Here is a 19,374-nt window from a genome sequence, read left to right on the forward strand (position 1 = left end):
GTGCTGGGGCTTGGTCCTCGGGGCAGGGGGAAAGGGCCTGGGCCGGGAGGCGGCCAGGAGGTCTCTGGGATCGGGGGTTAGGAGGAGAAGCCCTCCTTGGGCATTTCGAGGTCGGGCTTGGCGAGTTCTTCGACGTTGACGTCCTTGAAGGTGACGACACGGACGTTCTTCACGAACCTCGCCGGGCGGTACATGTCCCAGACCCAGGCGTCCTGCATCTTCACGTCGAAGAAGACGTCGCCGTTCTCGGCCGTGCGCACATCCAGGTCCACGGAGTTGGTGAGATAGAACCGTCGCTCGGTCTCCACGACGTAGGTGAACAGCCCCACGACGTCGCGGTACTCACGGTAGAGCTGCAGCTCCATCTCGGTCTCATACTTTTCGAGATCTTCTGCGCTCATCCCGTCCTCCTGTCACGTGCCTCCCGGGCCGCCCCTTCAGACGACACCGGCCCCCACTTCATTCTCACCCATCTCGCTACCCAGCCCGGAACGCGCCACCGTGACGAAGGAGAAACGATGTTGCGGACAAGGGCCGTGGTTGGCGAGGGCAAGTCGGTGACCCGGGGTGACATACCCCTTGTGTACGGCAAAACCGTATTCGGGATGTTGCTCGTCCAGTGCCGTCATGATGCGGTCCCTCGTCACCTTGGCCACGATGGAGGCGGCCGCGACGCAGGCCGCGACCTGGTCGCCCTTCCAGATGGCCAGGGCGGGGGCGGGCAGTCCGGGCACCGGGAAGCCGTCGGTGAGGATGTAGCCCGGGTCGCAGGCGAGCCGGGCGACCGCGCGGCGCATGCCGGCGATGTTGCACTTGTGCAGGCCGCGCGTGTCGATCTCCTCCGGCGAGATGATCACCGTGGCGACGCCCTTGGCGGTGGCGAGGATGCGGTCGTAGAGGGACTCGCGTACGGCCGGCGTCACCAGTTTGGAGTCGCACAGCCCGTCGATCTGTCTTCCGAGGACCACGGAGGCCACCACCAGCGGCCCGGCGCAGGCCCCACGGCCCGCCTCGTCCACCCCGGCGATGGGGGTGAAGCCCCGCCGCGCCAGCGCCCTTTCGTAGGCGTAGAGGCCCGAATCCCGCCGTACGACGCTCGGCCTCGGGCGGTACGCCGGCGCGGAGATGCGCGACACAACAGTCATGACAGCATCGAGGTTACGCGCACTGGATCACCGAAAGCTATCGGACCCGTGCGAAAGTCTCGGGCCGCGACAGAATGGTCGCCCGGGAGAACGGCCAGACGATCGCGAAGGCGCGGCCGATCACGTCGTCCTCGTCGACCGGGCCGTTGTACTCCTCGCGCGAGTCCGACGACGCCGTACGGTGGTCGCCCATCACCCACAGCTTGCCCGCCGCCAGCTTGGTCTTGAACTTCCGCTTGGAGGGGTAGTCGTCGGGGTGGATGTAGGTCTCGTCCAGCGGCACCCCGTTGACCGAGATGCGGCGCTTGGCGTCGCAGCACTCGACGGTGTCGCCGCCCACCGCGATCACCCGCTTGATCGTGTCGCTGCCGTCCCAGCCGCGGAACACGATGATGTCGCCGCGGTCGGCCGAACCGTGCAGTTTGTTGACGATGACCCGGTCGCCGATCTGGAGGGTGTTCTGCATCGACTCGGAGGGGATCCAGAACTGCCCGATCACGAACGCCTGCAGCAGCAGCGCGATGACCACGCCGATGGCGATCAGGCCGACCGTCTCGCGCAGGGTCCCGCGCTTCTTGCCGGCCCGCTCGCCCTTCGGCTGCTTCTTCTCGTCCTTGGTCACGGTCATCGGCTGCCGGCGCGCCTTCGCAACAGGCGGCGGCGTACCAGGATCAGGGGCACCGCTCCGGCGAAGCCGAGCACCAGCGGGGTGGCGCCGCCGACCGCGGCGGCGGCGTGCAGCGCGGGCTGGGCGAAGGTCTCCGGGATGGGCAGGGTCGCGGCGCGGGAGAACGGCCAGACGATGACGAAGGCGCGGCCGACGACGTGGTCGGCGGGGATCGTGCCGCCGCCGGGGTCGCCCATGTGCGAACGCGAGTCGAGGGACACCGAACGGTGGTCGCCCATCACCCACAGCCTGCCGGGCTCGACGGTGACCTCGAAGTACTTCTGCGAGGGCACATCGCCCGGATAGAGGTAACCGTCCTCTTCGATGGGCGTGCCGTTGACCGTGATCCGGCCCTTGGAGTCGCAGCACTTCACCTTGTCACCGGGGACGCCGATGACGCGCTTGATGTAGTCCTTCTCGCCGGGCACCATGCCGAAGGCGGTACCGATCCAGCGGAAGAAGGCCGAGACCGGGTTGGACGGCTCCTCGAACTGCACCTCGCCGTCCCAGGAGTCGACCCCCGAGAACACCACGACGTCGCCGCGCTCGATGTCGCGGGTGTGGTAGACGAGCTTGTTGACGAGGACCCGGTCATTGGTGAGCAGGGTGTTCTCCATCGACTCCGACGGGATGTAGAACGCCTGAATAACGAACGTCTTGATGATGAATGCCAAGACGAGCGCCACAACTACCAGGACGGGCAGCTCGCGCCAGAACGAACCCTTTTTCTCCTTGCCGCGTTTTGCGGCCTTATCGGTGTCTTCCGCGACCACGTGCACCTCGTCCTCGGCGGGGGTGTGCGCGGCCGCGCCAGACCCCGGGTCCTCGTTAGCCATTGGTGACGAGCCTAGATGATGCGCGGTGCCAGAGGGTGGGCAGACCGCCTCGGAAAACCCGCGCGTCGCCTTCCGCACGGGCGTCACAGCCGTTCACGGACACGTTTACCCCTTTACGTCCCGGGACCTGGGAATGTCTCCGGCTTTGCGAAACCGAATGGCCCGCGCCCACCGGGGCACGGGCCAATCGGACGACCGGCGGCGCGGGGTCACTGCGCGGCGGTCACTTGCCGGAGGGGGCCGCCTCACGCTTCTCGCGGATGCGGGCCGCCTTACCGCGCAGGTCGCGCATGTAGTAGAGCTTGGCGCGGCGGACGTCGCCGCGGGTCACGAGCTGGATCTTCTCGATGACCGGGCTGTGCACCGGGAAGGTGCGCTCCACGCCGACGCTGTAGCTGACCTTGCGGACGGTGAAGGTCTCCCGCGCGCCACCGCCCTGGCGGCGCAGCACGAAGCCCTTGAAGACCTGGATGCGGGACCGGTTGCCCTCGACGACGCGGACGTGCACCTCCAGCGTGTCGCCCGGGCGGAAGTCCGGGACGTCGGTGCGCATCGAGGCTTTCTCAAGCTCCTGGATCTGCGTGTGCATGGCTACGGTCCCTACATAGACGCGAGCCCGCGGAGGTCCGTCCGGCCGCGCGGTGAGGCGCGGCGTCGCGGCGGACACGCGAGCTGACTGGTTTGACGTGCGGTGTCGATGAGGCCGGCTTGGCGAGCCCGGCCACGACTCACCGACCGATGGACAGTCGGCGACAGCGATTCAGTCTGCCACATCTTCGCGCCACATCGAAATCGGCCTATGCGAAGAAGGCGCCCGTCAGGGCCGCGGCTCCTCGCCGAACTCGGAAAGGACCTCCCGGTCGCGCTTGTCGAGCGTGTCCGGGTCCAGCCGCGTCACCAGGTCCGGCCGGTTGCGGACGGTACGGCGCAGTGCCTCGTCCCGCCGCCACCTGGCGACCTTCCCGTGGTGACCGGACAGCAGGATCTCCGGCACCCGCCGCCCCCGCCACTCCGGGGGCTTGGTGTAGACCGGCCCTTCCAGCAGGTTGCGCATCGCGCCCGGCGCGAAGGAGTCGTCGGCGGCCGACAGCTCGTTGCCGAGCACCCCGGGCAGCAGCCGCCCGATCGCCTCCACCATCACCAGCACGGCCACCTCTCCCCCGGCCAGGACGTAGTCGCCGATGCCGACCTCGTCCACCCGGGTCCTGGTGGCGTACTCGTCGATCACGCGGGCGTCGATGCCCTCGTAGCGCCCGCAGGCGAAAACCAGCCACGGCTCGGCGGAGAGTTCCAAAGCGAGTTCCTGGGTGAACGGCCGCCCGCTCGGCGTGGGGACCACCAGGCGCGGCGGGGCCGAAGGGGAACGCGCCGCGACGGCGTCCAGGGCCTCACCCCAGGGTTCGGGTTTCATCACCATTCCGGGACCGCCGCCGTAGGGGCTGTCGTCCACGGTGCGGTGCACGTCGTGGGTCCAGTCGCGGAGCTGGTGGAGGGTGATGTCCAGAATGCCGCGTTCGCGGGCCTTGCCGATCAGCGAGACGTCGAGCGGCGCGAAGTACTCGGGGAAGATGGAGATGATGTCGATGCGCATGGGGTCTCAGACGGACTCGTCCGGGTCGAGCAGGCCGGGAGGCGCGTCCACGACCAGCAGCCCGGCCTCCAGGTCGATCTCCGGCACCAGGGCGCGTACGAACGGCACGTAGACCTCGCGCCCGTCGGTACGGCGCACGACCAGCAGGTCCTGGCCATGGTGCAGCACGTCGGCGACCCGGCCGACGGGCTCGGCGCCCGGCGCGGCCACCGACAGGCCGATGAGCTGGTGGTCGTAGAACTCGTCAGGGTCGTCGAGCGGCGGGGAGTCGTCGGACTCCACGAGCAGCAGTACGCCCCGTAGCTCCCCCGCGGCGTCGCGGTCGTGCACGCCGGCGAACCGCACCAGCAAGAACCCCGAGTGCGGGCGGACCTGCTCGATGACCAACGGTCCCGCGGACGCCGGATCGGTGGCGAGGGACGCGCCCGGGACGAACCGCAGCGCCGGGTCGTCGGTCCGCACGTCCACGCTGACCTCGCCCCGCACGCCGTGCGGCCGGCCGATGCGTCCCACGACGAGCTGCACGAGAACTGACCTCCATGAGCGCATGTCCGCGCGCCCGGCGAAGAACGGAAGCGGCACCCCACCTGCACGGTGCCTCGGTACCCGAGGAATGTGAAAGGCGCCCCGGCGAAGCCGGAACACGGCCGGCCCACGACACGATGGAACGTGGGCCGGCCGGAAAGGCTCGCGAGGTCAGCGGGCTTCGCTCAGGTCGAGCAGGTCGACGCGAACGAACTTGCCGTCGGCCAGCGCGTTCACGACGGTGCGCAGCGCCTTGGCGGTGCGCCCGCCACGGCCGATGACCTTGCCGAGGTCGTCTGGGTGAACCCGGACCTCCAGCACGCGCCCGGTGCGAATGCGCCGGCCGCGGACACGGACCTCGTCAGGATGCTCGACGATGCCCTTGACAAGGTGTTCAAGGGCCTCTTCAAGCACCTCAGGCCCCGCCTTCCGAGGACTCCTCGGCCGCAGCGGCGGGGGCGGCTTCGGCAGCGGGCTCCTCGGCCTTCTGCGACTTCCTGGACTTGCGCTGCGTGGTGGCGGCACCGCCGGTGTCGCCGGACAGCGCCTCCTTGGCCGCGGCCTCGTAGATGGCGTGGCGGTCCGGCTTGGGCTCGGCCACCTTCAGCGGCGGCGGGGCGGGCTCACCCTTGAACTTCTGCCAGTCGCCGGTGAGCTTGAGCAGCTTGAGCACGGGCTCGGTCGGCTGCGCGCCGACGCCCAGCCAGTACTGAGCGCGCTCGGACTTGACCTCGATACGCGAAGGGTTCTCCTTCGGGTGGTACAGACCGATCTCCTCGATCGCCCGGCCGTCCCGCTTGGTGCGGCTGTCGGCGACGACGATGCGGTACTGCGCGTTGCGGATCATCCCGAGCCGCTTGAGCTTGATCTTGACTGCCACGGGTGTGGTCTCTCCTGGACATTCGAGCGTGGGTGAACGGCGTCTCATCGAGTGGGGCACGACGGGAAGTCCGTCCGAGGGACAGACGGCCGGCGAGGATGAGAGGGCACCCGCGTGGCCGTGTTGTTCCAACATGCCATTGTGCCAGATCGAACGGCATGCGGCGCAATCACACGACGATCGTGACCTGATTGGCCCGAATCGGCCGTCGACGGCACCGATTCAGCACCGTCATTTGGTTCAGTTCTGGCCGGGCAGCTTGAGCTTGGAGGGGTCGAAACCGGGCGGCAGCTCCAGGCCGGGGGGCAGCTTGCCGCCCAGGCCCGGCGGCAACTGCTGTGCCGGGATGTCGTCCCCACCGGGCTTCCTGCCCAGCGCCGCCTTGCGCGGGTCGCCGCTGACCCTGCGCCCCTTCTTGCCCTTTTTGGCGGCCTTGGCGGACTTGCGCCCGCCTCCGCCGCCGGGCATGCCCGGAATGCCCAGGCCGCCCGCCATCCGCTTCATCATTTTCTGGGCGTCGAAGAAGCGGGTCACGAGGCTGCTCACCTCGGTGACGCTCACACCGGACCCGCGGGCGATGCGCGCCCGCCGGGAGCCGTTGATGATCTTGGGTTCGGCGCGCTCGCCGGGGGTCATGGAGCGGATGATGGCGGCGATGCGGTCCAGATCACGGTCGTCGATCTGGTTGAGCTGGTCGCGCATCTGCCCCATGCCGGGCATCATGCCGAGCAGATTCTTGATCGGGCCCATCTTCTGGACCATCGCCATCTGCTCGAGGAAGTCGTCGAGGGTGAAGCCGTCGCCCGAGGTGAGCTTGCCGGCCATCTTCTTGGCCTGCTCTTCGTCGAACGTCTTCTGGGCCTGCTCGATCAGGGTGAGCACGTCGCCCATGTCGAGGATCCGCGAGGCCATCCGGTCGGGGTGGAAGGCGTCGAAGTCGCCCAGCTTCTCCCCGGTGGAGGCGAACATGATCGGCTTGCCGGTGATGTGCCGCACCGAAAGGGCCGCGCCGCCCCTGGCGTCGCCGTCGAGCTTGGTGAGCACGACGCCGTCGAAGCCGACGCCCTCCATGAACGCCTGCGCCGTCGTGACGGCGTCCTGGCCGATCATGGCGTCGACCACGAACAGGATCTCGTCGGGCTGGACGGCGTCGCGGATGTCGGCCGCCTGCCGCATCAGCTCCTGGTCGATGCCCAGGCGGCCCGCGGTGTCGATGATGACGACGTCGTGCTGCTGCCGCTTGGCGTGGTCGATGGACCGGCGGGCCACGTCGACCGGATCGCCCACGCCGTTGCCCGGCTCGGGGGCGAAGACCGCCACCTCGGCGCGCTCGCCCACGACGGCGAGCTGCTGGACGGCGTTGGGCCGCTGCAGGTCGGCGGCCACCAGCATGGGCGCGTGGCCCTGCTCGCGCAGCCAGCGGGCCAGCTTGCCGGCCAGCGTGGTCTTGCCCGCGCCTTGCAGGCCCGCCAGCATGATGATCGTCGGCGGGGTCTTGGCCAGGCGCAGCCGCCGCGTCTCGCCGCCCAGGATCTCGACCAGCTCGTCGTTGACGATCTTCACGACCTGCTGGGCCGGATTGAGCGCCTGGGAGACCTCGGATCCCCGCGCCCGCTCCTTGACGTGGGCGACGAAGGCCCGTACCACGGGCAAGGCGACGTCGGCCTCCAGCAACGCGATGCGGATCTCGCGGCAGGTCGCGTCGATGTCGGCGTCGGAGAGCCGTCCCTTGGCACGAAGGGAGGAAAAGACCGATGTCAGGCGGTCGGAAAGCGTCTCGAACACGTGATGGCCAGCCTCTGCGCGTCAGGTCCTGCGTCAGGTCGTGCGGTCGTGCGACGGAGTCGTGCGCCGCCTGGGAGCGTCTCGCATAGCGTGCTGCACACGTTCCCGGGCGACTCAGCCTCCCAGCCTAACCTCTGACGGGCGTTCAGCGTCCCCCACCGGGTACGGCCATGCGAATCGTCAGCGCGTGCTCCACCAAAGTGATCAATGTTGATTTGACCGACTCGCGCACCCGCGCGTCGGTCTGGACGATGGGAATCTGCGGGGACAGGGTCAGCGCCTCGCGCAATTCCTCCTCGGTGTGGGAGTAGTGGCCGTCGAAGCCGTTGACCGCCACGATGAACGGCAGATTGGCCTCCTCGAAATAGTCCACGGCGGGAAAACTGTCTGCAAGCCTGCGGGTGTCGATCAGCACCACCGCGCCGATCGCACCGCGCACCAGGTCGTCCCACATGAACCAGAAACGGTGCTGACCGGGTGTCCCGAACAGGTAAAGGATCAAATCCCGGTCCAGCGACACCCGGCCGAAGTCCATCGCCACGGTGGTCGTCGTCTTGAGCGGCGTAAGGGCCGTGTCGTCGATGGCCGCGCTCGCGTTCGTCATCATCGCTTCCGTGGTCAGCGGCAAGATCTCTGAAACCGCCCCGACGAAAGTCGTCTTCCCAACGCCGAAACCGCCCGCCACGACGATCTTCGTCGAGGTCAGGCCGCCACTCCGATTAGAGTCTGCGAAGTCCACTGAGCACCCTTTCCAACAGATTGCGATCCGGCTTGCCCGCCTCCAAGGTCGTCTGGTGCACCTGGACCAGCCCCTCGGCCGCCATGTCGGCGACGAGGATCCTGGTGACGCCGAGCGGGATACGCAGCAGCGCGGAGATCTCGGCGACCGACCGCACCTGCCGGCACAGCGCACTGATCGCCTGGTACTCGGGGGTCCGGTGGGTCAGATCGTGCTGCAGGGAGGTCAGCGAGGAGACCAGCGCCTCCACTGCGAGCTGCGTACGGGGGGCGGTACGCCCGCCCGTCACGGCGTACGGCCGGACCAGGGAGCTCTGCTCCCCGGCCGGAGGCGGCGAGAGGTGATGCGCCCCGCCGGTGTTCCGGTGGGGATCGTCCACGGGGTCGTACAGGGGGTTGTATGGCATTCCGCCCCCTAGCGGACGGCCATCATGAAAGCCATGTCCTGTCACGGCGACCTCCTAGGGTCCCGCCCATCACCGTGGATGGGCGGCCTGGAGCTCCGCGCGTACGGCGGGCGTGAGCACCTGCCCGGCCCGCTCCACGAGAAGCGTCATCTGATAGGCCACCAGACCCATGTCGCAGTCGGGCGCCGCCAGCACCGCCAGGCAGGACCCGTCGCTGATCGACATGATCAGGAGCAGCCCGCGCTGCATCTCCACCACCGTCTGGGTGACCGCCCCGCCCTCGAAGACCCGGGAGGCGCCCTGGGTCAGGCTGATCAGCCCGGCCGCCACGGCGGCGAGCTGGTCGGCCCGGTCTCTGGGGAAGCCCTCCGAGAAGGCCAGCGGCAGACCGTCGGACGACACCACGACGGTGTGCGCCACCCCCGGCACGTTGTGCACGAAGTCCGTGATCAGCCAGTTGATACCGCGTGCCGCCTGGCTCAGTTCTCGCACTGCCCCTCCTCGATCGCGTGCGCCCGGGCGCTCGCGCCATGCATATGAACCCGCTTGATCACGAGTCCTCCTTGCTGTGTTCGATATTCCAGGTGAAGTCGGTGGGGGCCGGTTCCCCGGCCGGTTCGCCGCGCGCGGCGGCGCGGGCCTGCCGTACGCCCTGCTGGAAGCCCGCCAGGCGGTCGCGCACGGCCTCCGGCGACGCGGGAGGCCTGTGGGGCACGGGCGCGGGCAGCGCGGCGGGCACCGGCCCGCCCTGGGGCCGGGCGGCGACCGCGCCGGGCAGCAGGTTGGCCTTGGGCACGCGCTTGGGCAGTCCGGCGTGGGTGATGCCGCCGAGCGTGGGCCCGCCGGCGACCTGCGCGGCGGCCTTGTAGCCGGGGTCGGCGGGTGAGGTCCATTGGCGGGGGTCCGGCGGCGGGGCGTCCTCGCCCGCCCGGCCGGTCTCCTCCCGCGGGCTCGCCGCGCGGAACCAGTCGGACTCGACCGCCGCGAAGATCGGCAGGTAGTCGTCGGGATCGCGGTGGATGCCGGAGCCGTTGGCCCGCGCGACGGTTTCGGCGAGCCCCTGGTCCCGCGCACCGCCGGTGACCCGGTCGATGGGGCCGGTCGCCTCCGCGGCCGAGTCATGGAGAGCGGGGGGCTCTGGGGGGATGTGCACGTCCCAGGCTCCGGAATCCCCGCCGTGCGGTCTGTCGCTCCACAGATCCTCGCGGGGCGCGGACGCCTGAGGTGTGAACATGGGAGCGGGCGCGGGAACACCGAACGCGCCGCCCGACGCGAGCGCGGCCTGCCGTTCGTGCGCCGCCCGCGACACCCCGTTCCACGGTTCGGCTTCGGCCAGCAGCGTGTCCGGCACCAGGACCATGGCGGTGAGCCCGCCGGTCTCCTGCTGGCGGAGCTGGACCCTGATCCCGTGCCGTAGCGCCAGCCGCCCGACCACGAACAGGCCCATCCGCCGCGACACCGACACGTCCACCACCGGCGGGTTGGCCAGCCGCCAGTTCGCCTGGGACAGCTCCGCCGCGGTCATCCCTATCCCGACGTCGCTGACCGCGATCATCATGCCGCCGCCGTCGATCCGGTTGGTGGACACGGTCACCGCCGTCTCGCTCGGCGAGAAGGAGATGGCGTTCTCCACCAGCTCGGCGATCAGGTGGACGAGGTCGTTGACACCGGAACCGACCACGGCGGGGCCGGTCGGGATGCGCAGGGCGACCCTCTCGTAGTTCTCGACCTCCGACAGCGCGGCGCGGGCCACGTCGATCAGCGGCACCGGCCGGCTCCACCGGCGGGCGGGCTCCTGTCCGGCGAGCACCAGCAGGTTCTCGCTGTTGCGCCGCATGCGGGTGGCCAGGTGGTCGAGCCGGAACAGGTTGCCCAGCCGGCCCTCGTCCTGTTCGCCCTGTTCCAGTGACTCGATGAGGGTGAGCTGCCGTTCGACGAGGGTCTGGGAGCGTCTGGACAGGTTGACGAACATCGCGTTGACGTTGTTGCGCAGGGTGGCCTCCTGGCCGGCCAGCCGTACGGCCTCGCGGTGCACCTCGTCGAACGCCCGCGCGACCTCGCCGATCTCGTCGCGGGTGGTCACGCCGATCGGCTGGAGGGCCTCGGACGCGGCCGCCTCGCCGCCCTCGCGCAGAGCGTTGACCGTCTCGGGCAGGCGGCGTCCGGCGACCTCCAGCGCGGCGTCGCGCAACCGGCGCAGCGGGGCGGCCAGCGAGCGCGCCATGACGGCGGTGATGCCGAGGACCATGAGCAGCAGCAGGCCCACCGCGACGGTGACGGACACCGCGCCGCGGCGTTCGCGGTCGCGGAGTTCGAGGCTGGTCGTCACGATCCAGGCGCCCACGCGGCGTTCCACGACGCGCATCCGCTCGATGGTGTCGCTCGCGGCGTCGAACCAGCGGTCGAGTTCGTGGGCGGCGAGCGGCACCGTGGGGACCGGGCGCTCGGCGGGCCGGGAGACGGGGCCGCCGGTGGCCGCGATGACGGCCCGCAGCCGCATGTACTCCGCCCGGTCCACCTTCTGGCCGGTGACGGTGTCGTCGTAGAACTGGCGCTGGGCGAGCGTCGCCTCGGACTTGAACGTGGCGAGCGCGCTCTCCCGCTCGGCGCGGGCGGCGGCCAGCTCGTCCACCAGGGTCGCGCTGAAGCCGCCGGAGGCAATGGCCACCGACAGCAGGGCCCGTTCGCTGGAGGCGTGCTCCTTGGCCTCGGCCAGCGCCTGGAACGCGGTGACCCCGTTGGCCAGCGTCTCGCCGCCGGACAGCCCCTGGCCGATCTCGTCGTGTACGGCCAGCAGGTCGCCCACGATCCCGTTGTAGCGGTAGAGCACCGGCTCGGCGCCCAGTTCGGTCCGTACCACGGCCGCCCGCACACCGTCGAGCTGTTTCAGCCGGGTGCGGATCTGGGTGATCTCCCCGGCCACCCGCGGGGAGCCGCTGTCGGCGAGCGCGGCGTCGAGCGCGCGGTTCACCTCACGGCGCAGGTCATCGACGGTCTGCTGTTCCTGGACCCGCAGGCGCTCCAGGTCCTCGGCCCGCCGCCCGGCCGCGACGAACCGGGCCGCGAGGTCGCGTTCCAGTTCCAGCTCGTGGGCGAGGTCGCCGAGCGTGATGGCGAACGACGCGAGCGCGCGCGCCCGCTCGTACTCTTCCGCCTCGGCCACGGAGTCGGCGATGCGGAACCCGCCGAGCACGACTCCCGCCATCGTCGGGATGAGCACGAGCACGATCAGCCGGGACCGTACCCGCCAGTTGCGCACGGACGGCCACCCGCCGCCGGGCGTCGCGTGGGAGGCGGCGGACGGCAGGGCGCCCTTGGGGGCCCGGCCTGACTCACCGCCCGGTGCAACGCCCGAGCGGTGGCCTCGTCTCCCGCCCCGCTCCCCCTGCGTGGCGGTGGCCGCCAGAGGGGCCTCCCAGTTGCCGCGGTCGCCGCCCGCCTTGTCCGGATACGTCCCCTGCGCGCCCGGATGCGGACCTGCGTGCGCGGGTAAGGCACCCGGGCCGCGGTCGCGGCCCGTGGGGGGTGTTGCAGTCATCAGCGTGCGAAACCTCTCCTCGGACGCGTGGCGGCGAGAACCAGGGGGCGCCGAGCTCGTGGGGGGTCACTGTGGGGGTCACTGTGTACGTGTGGCGAGGGTTCATTTGAGCACAAGTGGTCACACTGGGCCAATGCCTCAAAGGCACCAATTTTCATTTCAATCGCAATTGTGAGCAATCGAATCACGCCTACTTAAACTACGTTTACAACCTGTCCGAAACTAAGGGACGCCCCATGAAGGACGCTCCATGAAGGACGCTCGTTGAGCGTCCGGACGTCCATATCCGTGATCCGCTTCTGGACGGCCGCCATATCCGCCAGCTCGGCGGGGGTGAGCACGTTCGCGATATCGGTGAAGCCGTGCGGCGCACGTTCGAGCACCTTGCCGATCGTCTCCTCCATCGGCAGTTCCCGGTGGGCGAGGACCAGCCTGGCGGTGGCCTCCCGCCGCTCGTCCTCGTAGTCGGCGAGGGCCGCGGGCACGTCGGGCGCGCGCAGCGCCAGCGCCCGGGCGAGCACCCGCGCGTCCAGTACGGCCTGCGACCCGCCGTTCGACCCGATGGGATACATCGGGTGAGCCGCGTCGCCCAGGAGGGTCACCCGACCCTCGCTCCAGAAGGGCAGCGGGTCCCTGTCCGCCATGGGGTACTCCAGTATTCGGTCACTGGCCCGAATCAATTCCGGCACGTCCAAATAGGGCAACCGCCAATCCTCGTAGTGGGCCAGAACATCGTGCAGGCGTCCCGCTCTGGACCAGTCCGCGGCAGGGGCCGGGCCCGGCTCGCCGACCTTGACCTCGGCCACCCAGTTGACCAGCGCCCTGCCGCGCGCCCGCTCCCGCGCCGAGATCGGGTAGGCGACGATCTTCGCCGCCCGGTTGGACCCGGCGACCAGCAGCGTCATGCCGTCCAGGAACTCCTCCCGGCCGGACGCCGTCCCGCGCCATATCCGGATCCCGTTCCACAGCAGCGGGTCCTCCGAAGGGTGCAGCCGAGCCCTTACCGTGGAGTTGACGCCGTCCGCGCCGACCAGCAGGTCCGCGTCCTCCTCCACCAGGCGGCCGGAACACGCCTCGCGCAACCGCGCGGTGACCCGGGCCGCGCCCTGAACGAAGTCCTCGAAGACCAGCCCGGTCCGCACGCGGTCCGGGCCGAGGCGCTCGCGCACCGCCTCCAGCATCAGCATCTGGAGTTCGCCCCGGTGGATCGAGTACTGCGGCCAGTGGTAGCCGGCCCTGCGCCCGCGCGGCAGAGAAAGGATCTCCCCGCCGTACCTGTCGGTGTAGGATAGGTAGCTGGTGGGCACCCCGACCTCGGCCAGCGCCTCGCCCAGCCCCAGTTCGGTCAGCTCGCGCACGGCGTGCGGCTGCAGGTTGATGCCGACGCCGAGCGGGCGCAACTCCGCCACCGACTCCGCGATGACGCAGTCCAGGCCGGCGGCGTGCAGGCTGAGCGCGGTGGCGAGCCCGCCGATCCCGGCGCCGATGATCAGGACACGCATCGGTCACTCCCTCCTCAGGTGGCCGCGCGGGCCAGGTGGTGCCGGTGCGGCCCGCGGCGTTCGACGAGTGTGAAGGCGGCGTTGAGCAGGTAGCCGAGCACGCCGACGAACACGATGCCCGCCCACATCGCGGCCGGCTCGAAGTCGCGCTGGCTGTCCACCAGGTGCGCGCCGATCCCGTGCTTGCTGCCGAACATCTCCGACAGCACCATGAGGATCAGCGCGAGGCCGATGCTGATCCGCAGACCGGCGATGATCTTGGGGGCGGCGGCGGGCAGCACGATCATGCGCAACCGGCGCAGCCCGCGCACGCCGAAGACCTCGGCGCTGTCCAGGTGCAGCCCGTCCACCGTGCGCACGCCGTCCATGGTGTTCAGCACCACCGGCCAGATGACGCCGAACACGATGGTCGCCACCTGCATCGACGTACCGAGCGCGAACACGCTCAGGAACACCGAGATCAGCGTGGGCGGCGGGATCGCCCGCCCGAAATGCACGATGGGCTCGACGTACCGGGCGAACGTGCGCGACAGCCCCAGCGCCACCCCGAGGGCGACGCCGGCCAGGCCGGTCAGCAGCCACCCCGCGAACAGGTTGAGCAGGCTCGGCCCGAAGTCCTCGACGGCCTCCTCGGTCAGGAAGAACCGGTCCGCCGGGCCGGAGAACCAGAGTTCGCGCCCGGTGGCGACGATCTCCGACGGCGGCGGGAAGTACGCCTCCCCGACCTGGGTGGTGACCCGTTCCCAGAGCCACACCAGCAGGACCGCGAGCCACAGCCGGCCCGCCGTCCACGTCACGGCCCCGGCCACTCGCCCCCTCACCGCAGGTCTCCCGTCCGTACGGCATGCCACCGGAACGCCGTCCGCGAGAGGCGTTGCAGCAGGGTGTTCACCGCCAGCCCGAAGACGCCCGCCCACAGCGCCACGGCGAGCATCACCTCATCGGAGCCGCCGCCGCTGCGCGCCTGGATCAGCACGACGCCGATGCCCCGCTCGCCGCCGCCGTACAGTTCCGCGCCGATGACCACGACCAGCCCGATCGCGGCCGAGACGCGCACCCCGGTGGCCACGAACGGCGCCGCGCTCGGCAGGGAGACCCGCCACAGCACGGCGAGCCGCCCGAACCCGAAGCTGCGCAGCGCCTCCTTGGCCAGCGGGTCCACGTCCCGCAGCGCGTAGATCGTGTTGAGCAGGATCGGCCAGGCCGCCGCGTAGCAGATCAGCGCGATCTTCATCTGGGTCTCCGCGCCGAACAACAGGATGGCCAGCGGGATCAGCGCCACCGAGGGGATCGGCCGCAGGAACTCCACCACCACGCCCGCGGCGGTGTTCAGGAACGGCACCGAGCCGAGCAGCACCCCGGTCAGCACCGCGGCCACCGTCGCGAGGGCCAGGCCCGCCGCCCAGGCGGCCACGGTGTCGGCCGCGTTCAGCAGGAACCCGCCGTCGGCGGCGAGGGTGAAGAACCGCACGACGACCTCGCTGAAGGGCGCCAGCCCCAGGACGCCGGTCCGGGTCAGCACCTCGGCCGTCGCGGCCGGCAGGAGGGCGCCGATCGTGCCGCGGATGATCCCCCCGGTGTTCACCGGGACGCGGAGAAGAGCAGGTCCGAGACGTTCAGGTCCTCGGCGAGCAGGCCGTACTCACGCATGCTGTCGGCCACCCGCTGCAACCGGGTCGCGTTGAGCGAGGTGGGGAATCCGCCGATGGCCAGGCTGCCCGCCACCCCGGACTGGATCGAGGTGTACTTCGGGATGATCTCCACCACCTTGGCGCGGTCGGCCGCGGCGGCCTGGGCCTTGACCATGGCCCGCTGGAAGGCGGCGAGCGTCTTCGGGTTCTCCTTGGCGAAACCGCCGGTGGTGGCGTAGCCGGCGATCGGGAAATCGGCGGTGGGGCCCTGGGCGGTGTCCCAGATCATCTTGGCCCCGATGGACTGGCTGAGCAGCGTGCCGAACGGCTCGACCACCAGCGCGGCGTCCACCTTCTTCCCCTTGAGCACCGCCTCCATCTCCGGGAAGGGGAACTCCACGAAATTGTCGTCCTCGTCGAGTTTCACGCCGTGCGCGTCGGCGGCGACCCTGACCAGCATGGTGCCGACGTTCCTGCGCGTGTTGACCGCGATGGTCTTGCCGGCGAGGTCGGCGGGCGAGGCGATCGGGCTGTCCTTCGGGACCATGATGACGTGCGTCTTGGGCGCGCTCTGAAAGCCGTCGGCGACGACCTTCAGGTCGAGCACGTTCTTGGCCGAGGCGCTGAAGAAGGAGACGTAGTTGCCGAAACTGACGTCCAGCGCGCCGCTCTTCAGCTTCGGAATGGCCTCCGCACCTCCCGCGAGGGGCTGGAGCTTCACCTGCAGGCCCTCCTGGCCGAACAACCCGTCGCGCACCGCGAGTTGCAGCGGCGCGACGTCCACGACCGGCATCGTGCCGACCGTTATCTCGGTCTTCTCAAGGCCGGATCCGGACGTCGGGCGCGCGGATGTGTCACCGCCTCCGCTACTGCATGCGGCGGTGAGCGCGAACGCGATGAGAACGGTGAGGGATGTGCGGAGTTTCATGGATCCTCCGGGCTGCGCTGGCGCGCCGAAAACAAACTCTGGGGGGGAACGGAGTGGATCGTAGCGCACAATTTTCACTAACAGCGCATTTTATCACTCCGATATCAAATTGCTCTCTCATCTCCCGCTAATAGCCACATTCAATGACATATAGCAGCGAATCGGACAGGGTATAGCCACCCGGCCGACCCCTCCGCTAGAGTGCGCTGGTCTCTCCCAAGGGACAGATCATGCCCGGTGACGAAACGGCGTGAGGATTCGGATTTGTTAGAGATCGCCGGACTGACCCACACCTATCGTGGTGCCCGTGGCGCGCACACGGCCGTGCAATCGATCGATCTGAGTGTCGCGGCCGGCGAACTGGTGTGCATCGTGGGACCATCCGGGTGCGGAAAGTCGACATTGTTGCGTTCCATCGCCGGACTGATCCGGCCCACTGCCGGGCGCGTGTTGATCCAAGGGGTTCAGGTCGACCGCACACCTGACAATCTGGCCGTGGTGTTCCAGGATTACAGCCGATCTCTTTTCCCCTGGATGACAGTGGCCGAAAACGTTTCGCTGCCACTTCGCCGCAGGAGCGTGAAACGCGCCGCGCGGCGGCGGGTGGCGCTCGCCGCCCTGGAGCAGGTCGGCCTGGCAGGGGTCGGCGGGAAATACCCGTGGGAGCTTTCCGGCGGAATGCAGCAGCGCACCGCGATCGCCAGGGCCATCGCCTACCGGCCGGCGCTGATGCTGATGGACGAGCCGTTCGGGTCGGTGGACGCGCAGACCCGTGAAGATCTGGAGGACCTGGTCCTGGCCGTCCGCCGGGCGCACGGCATGACGATCCTGCTGATCACCCACGACATCGACGAGAGCGTCTATGTGGGCGACCGGGTCGTGGTGCTGTCGAAGTCGCCCGGCACGGTGGTCGCCGACCTGCCGGTGGAGTTGCCGGGGCCGCGCGAGCAGATCGCCACCCGCGAGCACCCGGAGTTCGTACGGCTGCGCGCCGAGGCGGGCCGGTTGGTACGCGGCCGGTCCGCCCCGCCCGAGCCCGCGGGGCAGGGCCGGCGGATCTCGGCCGGCCCTCAGACGCCGTAGGCGGCGCGCATCGTGAGCGCGTGTTCCACCAGTGTGATCAGGGTGTTCTTCACCGACTGCCGGTCACGCGCGTCGGTGCGCACGATGGGGATGTGCGGGGCCAGCGTCAGCGCCTCCCGCACCTCCTCCTCACCGTGCGGGTAGGCCCCGTTGAAGCCGTTCAGGCCCACCACGAACGGCAGGCGGGCCTCTTCGAAGTAGTCGACCGCCGGGAAGCTGTCCGCGAGCCTGCGGGTGTCGATCAGCACCACCGCGCCGATCGCGCCGCGCACCAGGTCGTCCCACATGAACCAGAAACGGTGCTGGCCGGGGGTCCCGAACAGGTAGAGGATCAGGTCCCGGTCCAGCGACACCCGGCCGAAGTCCATCGCCACGGTGGTCGTCGTCTTCTCAGGGGTCAGCCCGAGGTCGTCGATGCCCGTGCTGGCGTCCGTCATCACCGCTTCCGTGGTCAGCGGCAGGATCTCCGAGACCGCGCCCACGAAGGTGGTCTTGCCCACGCCGAACCCGCCCGCGACAACGATCTTCGTCGAGGTCAGGCCGCCACCACTCCGGCTAGAGCCTGCGATGTCCACTTAACACCCTTTCCAGCAAGCCGACCCCCGGCTTGCCGGCCTCATGCCTCCGCCACCGAACGGAGTGCGCGGCACAGCTCCTTGATGGCACGTTACTCCCTGGTGAACGACATTATGAGGTGGTTGGACATCTCCGGGGGTGATCGGCCGTCACACCTGTGCGCCGTACGACGCGCGGACCTGCACGACGTACTCCACCAAGGTGATCAGAGTCGACTTGACCGAATCCCTCGACCGCGCGTCGCAGCGGACGATCGGAATGTGCGGAGCCAGTGCGAGCGCCTCGCGCACGTCGTCCTCTACGTGCGGGAACTGCCCCTCCCAGCCGTTCACTCCGACGATGAAGGGAAGCCCCGCCTCCTCGAAGTAGTCGATCGCCGGGAAGCCGTCGGCGAGCCTGCGGGTGTCGATCAGCACGACGGCGCCGATCGCGCCGCGCACCAGGTCGTCCCACATGAACCAGAAACGGTGCTGACCGGGTGTCCCGAACAGGTAAAGGATCAAATCCCGGTCCAGCGACACCCGGCCGAAGTCCATCGCCACGGTGGTCGTCGACTTGCTGGGCGTGAGCGCCAGGTCGTCGATGCCCGTGCTGGCGTCCGTCATCACGGCCTCGGTCGTGAGCGGCAGGATCTCCGAAACCGCTCCGACGAAGGTGGTCTTGCCGACGCCGAACCCGCCCGCGACAACGATCTTCGTGGAGGTTAGACCGCCGCCGCTAGAGCCTGCGTAGTCCACTGAGCACCCTTTCCAGCATGTGCAGATCTGGCTGACCCTCGTTGAGACGCGGCTGGTGGAGACGGACCAGGTTCTCATCGGCCATGTCGGCCACCAGCACCCGCGCCACGCCCAGCGGGACTCGCAGGAGCGCGGATATCTCGGCCACGGACCGGACCGAGCGACACAGTACGACGATGCTCTCCTGTTCGGGGGTGAGCAGCGCGAGGTCGCTGTCCGGCATGGCGTAGGAGGAGACCAGCGTTTCCATCGCCAGGTGGTAGCGCGGCTCGACGCGACCACCGGTCATCGCGTAGGGACGGAACAGGGGCTCGTCGTCCCCGGTTCCGTCAGCGCCGCGCACAGCCCTCTCCATTCATCATGATCATCGCGTCCTGGAAGTCTGGAGTTCGGCGCGCAGCGCCGGGGTCAGGACCTGCCCCGCCCGGTCCACCAGCAGGGTCATCTGGTAGGCCACAAGGCCCATGTCGCAGTCGGGGGCGGCGAGCACCGCGAGCACGGAGCCGTCGCTGATCGCCATGACCAGCAGCAGGCCGCGCTCCATCTCGACCACCGTCTGCGTCACCGCGCCACCCTCGAACACTCGCGAGGCGCCCACGGTCAAGCTGAGCAGCCCGGCCGCCACGGCGGCGAGCTGGTCGGCCCGGTCCGGGGGGAAACCCTCGGAGTTCGCCAGGCACAGCCCGTCGGCCGACACGACGACCGCGTGCGCGACACCGGGTGTGCCGCGGACGAACTCGGTGATCAGCCAGTCGAACCTACGAGCGTCGTGGCTCAGCGTGGTCACGCCTCCTCCTTCGCCGGC

The 19,374-nt window shown here is 69.6% G+C and carries 23 protein-coding genes; 1 reads left to right on the plus strand and 22 read right to left on the minus strand.

The features are described 5' to 3' along the window. Nucleotides 1-77: 77 nt before the first annotated feature. From C1I98_RS03350 to C1I98_RS03435, 18 genes are all read right to left on the minus strand, one after another. Nucleotides 78-401 (minus strand): DUF2469 domain-containing protein, encoded by a 324-nt coding sequence (locus C1I98_RS03350; RefSeq protein WP_030511723.1) that lies wholly within the window; start codon nt 399-401, stop codon nt 78-80. Nucleotides 402-437: 36 nt separating this feature from the next. Further along, complete coding sequence (locus tag C1I98_RS03355; protein ID WP_111165579.1) at nt 438-1,145, minus strand: ribonuclease HII; 708 nt, start codon at nt 1,143-1,145, stop codon at nt 438-440. Between the two features lie 37 nt (nt 1,146-1,182). Beyond that, nucleotides 1,183-1,773, minus strand: a complete 591-nt coding sequence (gene lepB / locus C1I98_RS03360; protein WP_111165580.1) for a signal peptidase I — start codon at nt 1,771-1,773, stop codon at nt 1,183-1,185. Then, a complete protein-coding gene (gene lepB / locus C1I98_RS03365) occupies nt 1,770-2,648 on the minus strand; it encodes a signal peptidase I (RefSeq protein ID WP_111165581.1) in 879 nt (292 codons plus the stop codon). The genes lepB (C1I98_RS03360) and lepB (C1I98_RS03365) overlap by 4 nt, the downstream gene beginning before the upstream one ends. 223 nt (nt 2,649-2,871) lie before the next feature. Continuing rightward, complete coding sequence (gene rplS, locus C1I98_RS03370) at nt 2,872-3,237, minus strand: 50S ribosomal protein L19 (RefSeq protein WP_111165582.1); 366 nt, start codon at nt 3,235-3,237, stop codon at nt 2,872-2,874. 228 nt (nt 3,238-3,465) lie between these two features. Then, a complete protein-coding gene (gene trmD, locus C1I98_RS03375) occupies nt 3,466-4,239 on the minus strand; it encodes a tRNA (guanosine(37)-N1)-methyltransferase TrmD (RefSeq protein WP_111165583.1) in 774 nt (257 codons plus the stop codon). A gap of 6 nt (nt 4,240-4,245) precedes the next feature. Continuing rightward, nucleotides 4,246-4,764, minus strand: a complete 519-nt coding sequence (gene rimM / locus C1I98_RS03380) for a ribosome maturation factor RimM (protein WP_111165584.1) — start codon at nt 4,762-4,764, stop codon at nt 4,246-4,248. Between the two features lie 171 nt (nt 4,765-4,935). Then, nucleotides 4,936-5,178: an RNA-binding protein gene (locus C1I98_RS03385; RefSeq protein WP_111165585.1), complete on the minus strand. Its 243-nt coding sequence runs from the start codon at nt 5,176-5,178 to the stop codon at nt 4,936-4,938. A gap of 1 nt (nt 5,179) precedes the next feature. Then, the gene (gene rpsP, locus C1I98_RS03390; RefSeq protein WP_111165586.1) at nt 5,180-5,644 is read right to left on the minus strand and encodes a 30S ribosomal protein S16; all 465 of its coding nucleotides are present in this window, start codon (nt 5,642-5,644) and stop codon (nt 5,180-5,182) included. A gap of 240 nt (nt 5,645-5,884) precedes the next feature. Then, nucleotides 5,885-7,429 carry a signal recognition particle protein gene (gene ffh, locus C1I98_RS03395; RefSeq protein WP_111165587.1) on the minus strand — a complete coding sequence of 515 codons (1,545 nt, stop codon included), beginning with the start codon at nt 7,427-7,429 and terminating at the stop codon, nt 5,885-5,887. 145 nt (nt 7,430-7,574) lie between these two features. Further along, complete coding sequence (locus tag C1I98_RS03400; RefSeq protein WP_111165615.1) at nt 7,575-8,135, minus strand: GTP-binding protein; 561 nt, start codon at nt 8,133-8,135, stop codon at nt 7,575-7,577. Nucleotides 8,136-8,148: 13 nt separating this feature from the next. Continuing rightward, the gene (locus C1I98_RS03405) at nt 8,149-8,574 is read right to left on the minus strand and encodes a DUF742 domain-containing protein (RefSeq protein WP_111165588.1); all 426 of its coding nucleotides are present in this window, start codon (nt 8,572-8,574) and stop codon (nt 8,149-8,151) included. A 69-nt stretch (nt 8,575-8,643) separates the two neighbouring features. Beyond that, nucleotides 8,644-9,066: a roadblock/LC7 domain-containing protein gene (locus C1I98_RS03410; RefSeq protein WP_111165589.1), complete on the minus strand. Its 423-nt coding sequence runs from the start codon at nt 9,064-9,066 to the stop codon at nt 8,644-8,646. Nucleotides 9,067-9,124: 58 nt separating this feature from the next. Next, entirely contained in the window at nt 9,125-12,112 is a 2,988-nt protein-coding gene (locus C1I98_RS03415; protein ID WP_111165590.1) for a sensor histidine kinase, read from the minus strand. A 194-nt stretch (nt 12,113-12,306) separates the two neighbouring features. Next, entirely contained in the window at nt 12,307-13,614 is a 1,308-nt protein-coding gene (locus tag C1I98_RS03420; RefSeq protein ID WP_111165591.1) for a flavin-dependent oxidoreductase, read from the minus strand. 14 nt (nt 13,615-13,628) lie between these two features. After that, nucleotides 13,629-14,435 (minus strand): ABC transporter permease, encoded by an 807-nt coding sequence (locus tag C1I98_RS03425; protein WP_233507124.1) that lies wholly within the window; start codon nt 14,433-14,435, stop codon nt 13,629-13,631. Beyond that, a complete protein-coding gene (locus tag C1I98_RS03430) occupies nt 14,432-15,199 on the minus strand; it encodes an ABC transporter permease (RefSeq protein ID WP_111165593.1) in 768 nt (255 codons plus the stop codon). The genes C1I98_RS03425 and C1I98_RS03430 overlap by 4 nt, the downstream gene beginning before the upstream one ends. Continuing rightward, on the minus strand, nt 15,196-16,173 hold the full coding sequence (locus C1I98_RS03435) for an ABC transporter substrate-binding protein (protein ID WP_111165594.1): 978 nt from the start codon (nt 16,171-16,173) through the stop codon (nt 15,196-15,198). Before C1I98_RS03435 ends, C1I98_RS03430 begins: the two co-directional genes overlap by 4 nt. Nucleotides 16,174-16,497: 324 nt before the next feature. Here C1I98_RS03435 and C1I98_RS03440 point away from each other — a divergent pair, with 324 nt between their 5' ends. Beyond that, nucleotides 16,498-17,256, plus strand: coding sequence for an ABC transporter ATP-binding protein (locus C1I98_RS03440; protein WP_306461837.1), 759 nt, complete (start codon nt 16,498-16,500; stop codon nt 17,254-17,256). On the opposite strand, the gene C1I98_RS03445 is transcribed toward C1I98_RS03440, so the two are convergent. From C1I98_RS03445 to C1I98_RS03460, 4 genes are all read right to left on the minus strand, one after another. Then, nucleotides 17,244-17,795: a GTP-binding protein gene (locus tag C1I98_RS03445; RefSeq protein ID WP_111165616.1), complete on the minus strand. Its 552-nt coding sequence runs from the start codon at nt 17,793-17,795 to the stop codon at nt 17,244-17,246. The two genes, C1I98_RS03440 and C1I98_RS03445, sit on opposite strands and share 13 nt — an antisense overlap. Nucleotides 17,796-17,981: 186 nt before the next feature. Further along, nucleotides 17,982-18,569, minus strand: a complete 588-nt coding sequence (locus C1I98_RS03450) for a GTP-binding protein (protein WP_233507126.1) — start codon at nt 18,567-18,569, stop codon at nt 17,982-17,984. Beyond that, a complete protein-coding gene (locus C1I98_RS03455) occupies nt 18,550-18,912 on the minus strand; it encodes a DUF742 domain-containing protein (protein ID WP_233507127.1) in 363 nt (120 codons plus the stop codon). Before C1I98_RS03455 ends, C1I98_RS03450 begins: the two co-directional genes overlap by 20 nt. A gap of 21 nt (nt 18,913-18,933) precedes the next feature. Continuing rightward, nucleotides 18,934-19,356 (minus strand): roadblock/LC7 domain-containing protein, encoded by a 423-nt coding sequence (locus C1I98_RS03460; RefSeq protein WP_111165598.1) that lies wholly within the window; start codon nt 19,354-19,356, stop codon nt 18,934-18,936. Nucleotides 19,357-19,374: the final 18 nt, after the last annotated feature.

Origin of the sequence: Spongiactinospora gelatinilytica (assembly GCF_003236385.1) — a bacterium.
In the GTDB taxonomy this organism is placed as follows: domain Bacteria; phylum Actinomycetota; class Actinomycetes; order Streptosporangiales; family Streptosporangiaceae; genus Spongiactinospora; species Spongiactinospora gelatinilytica.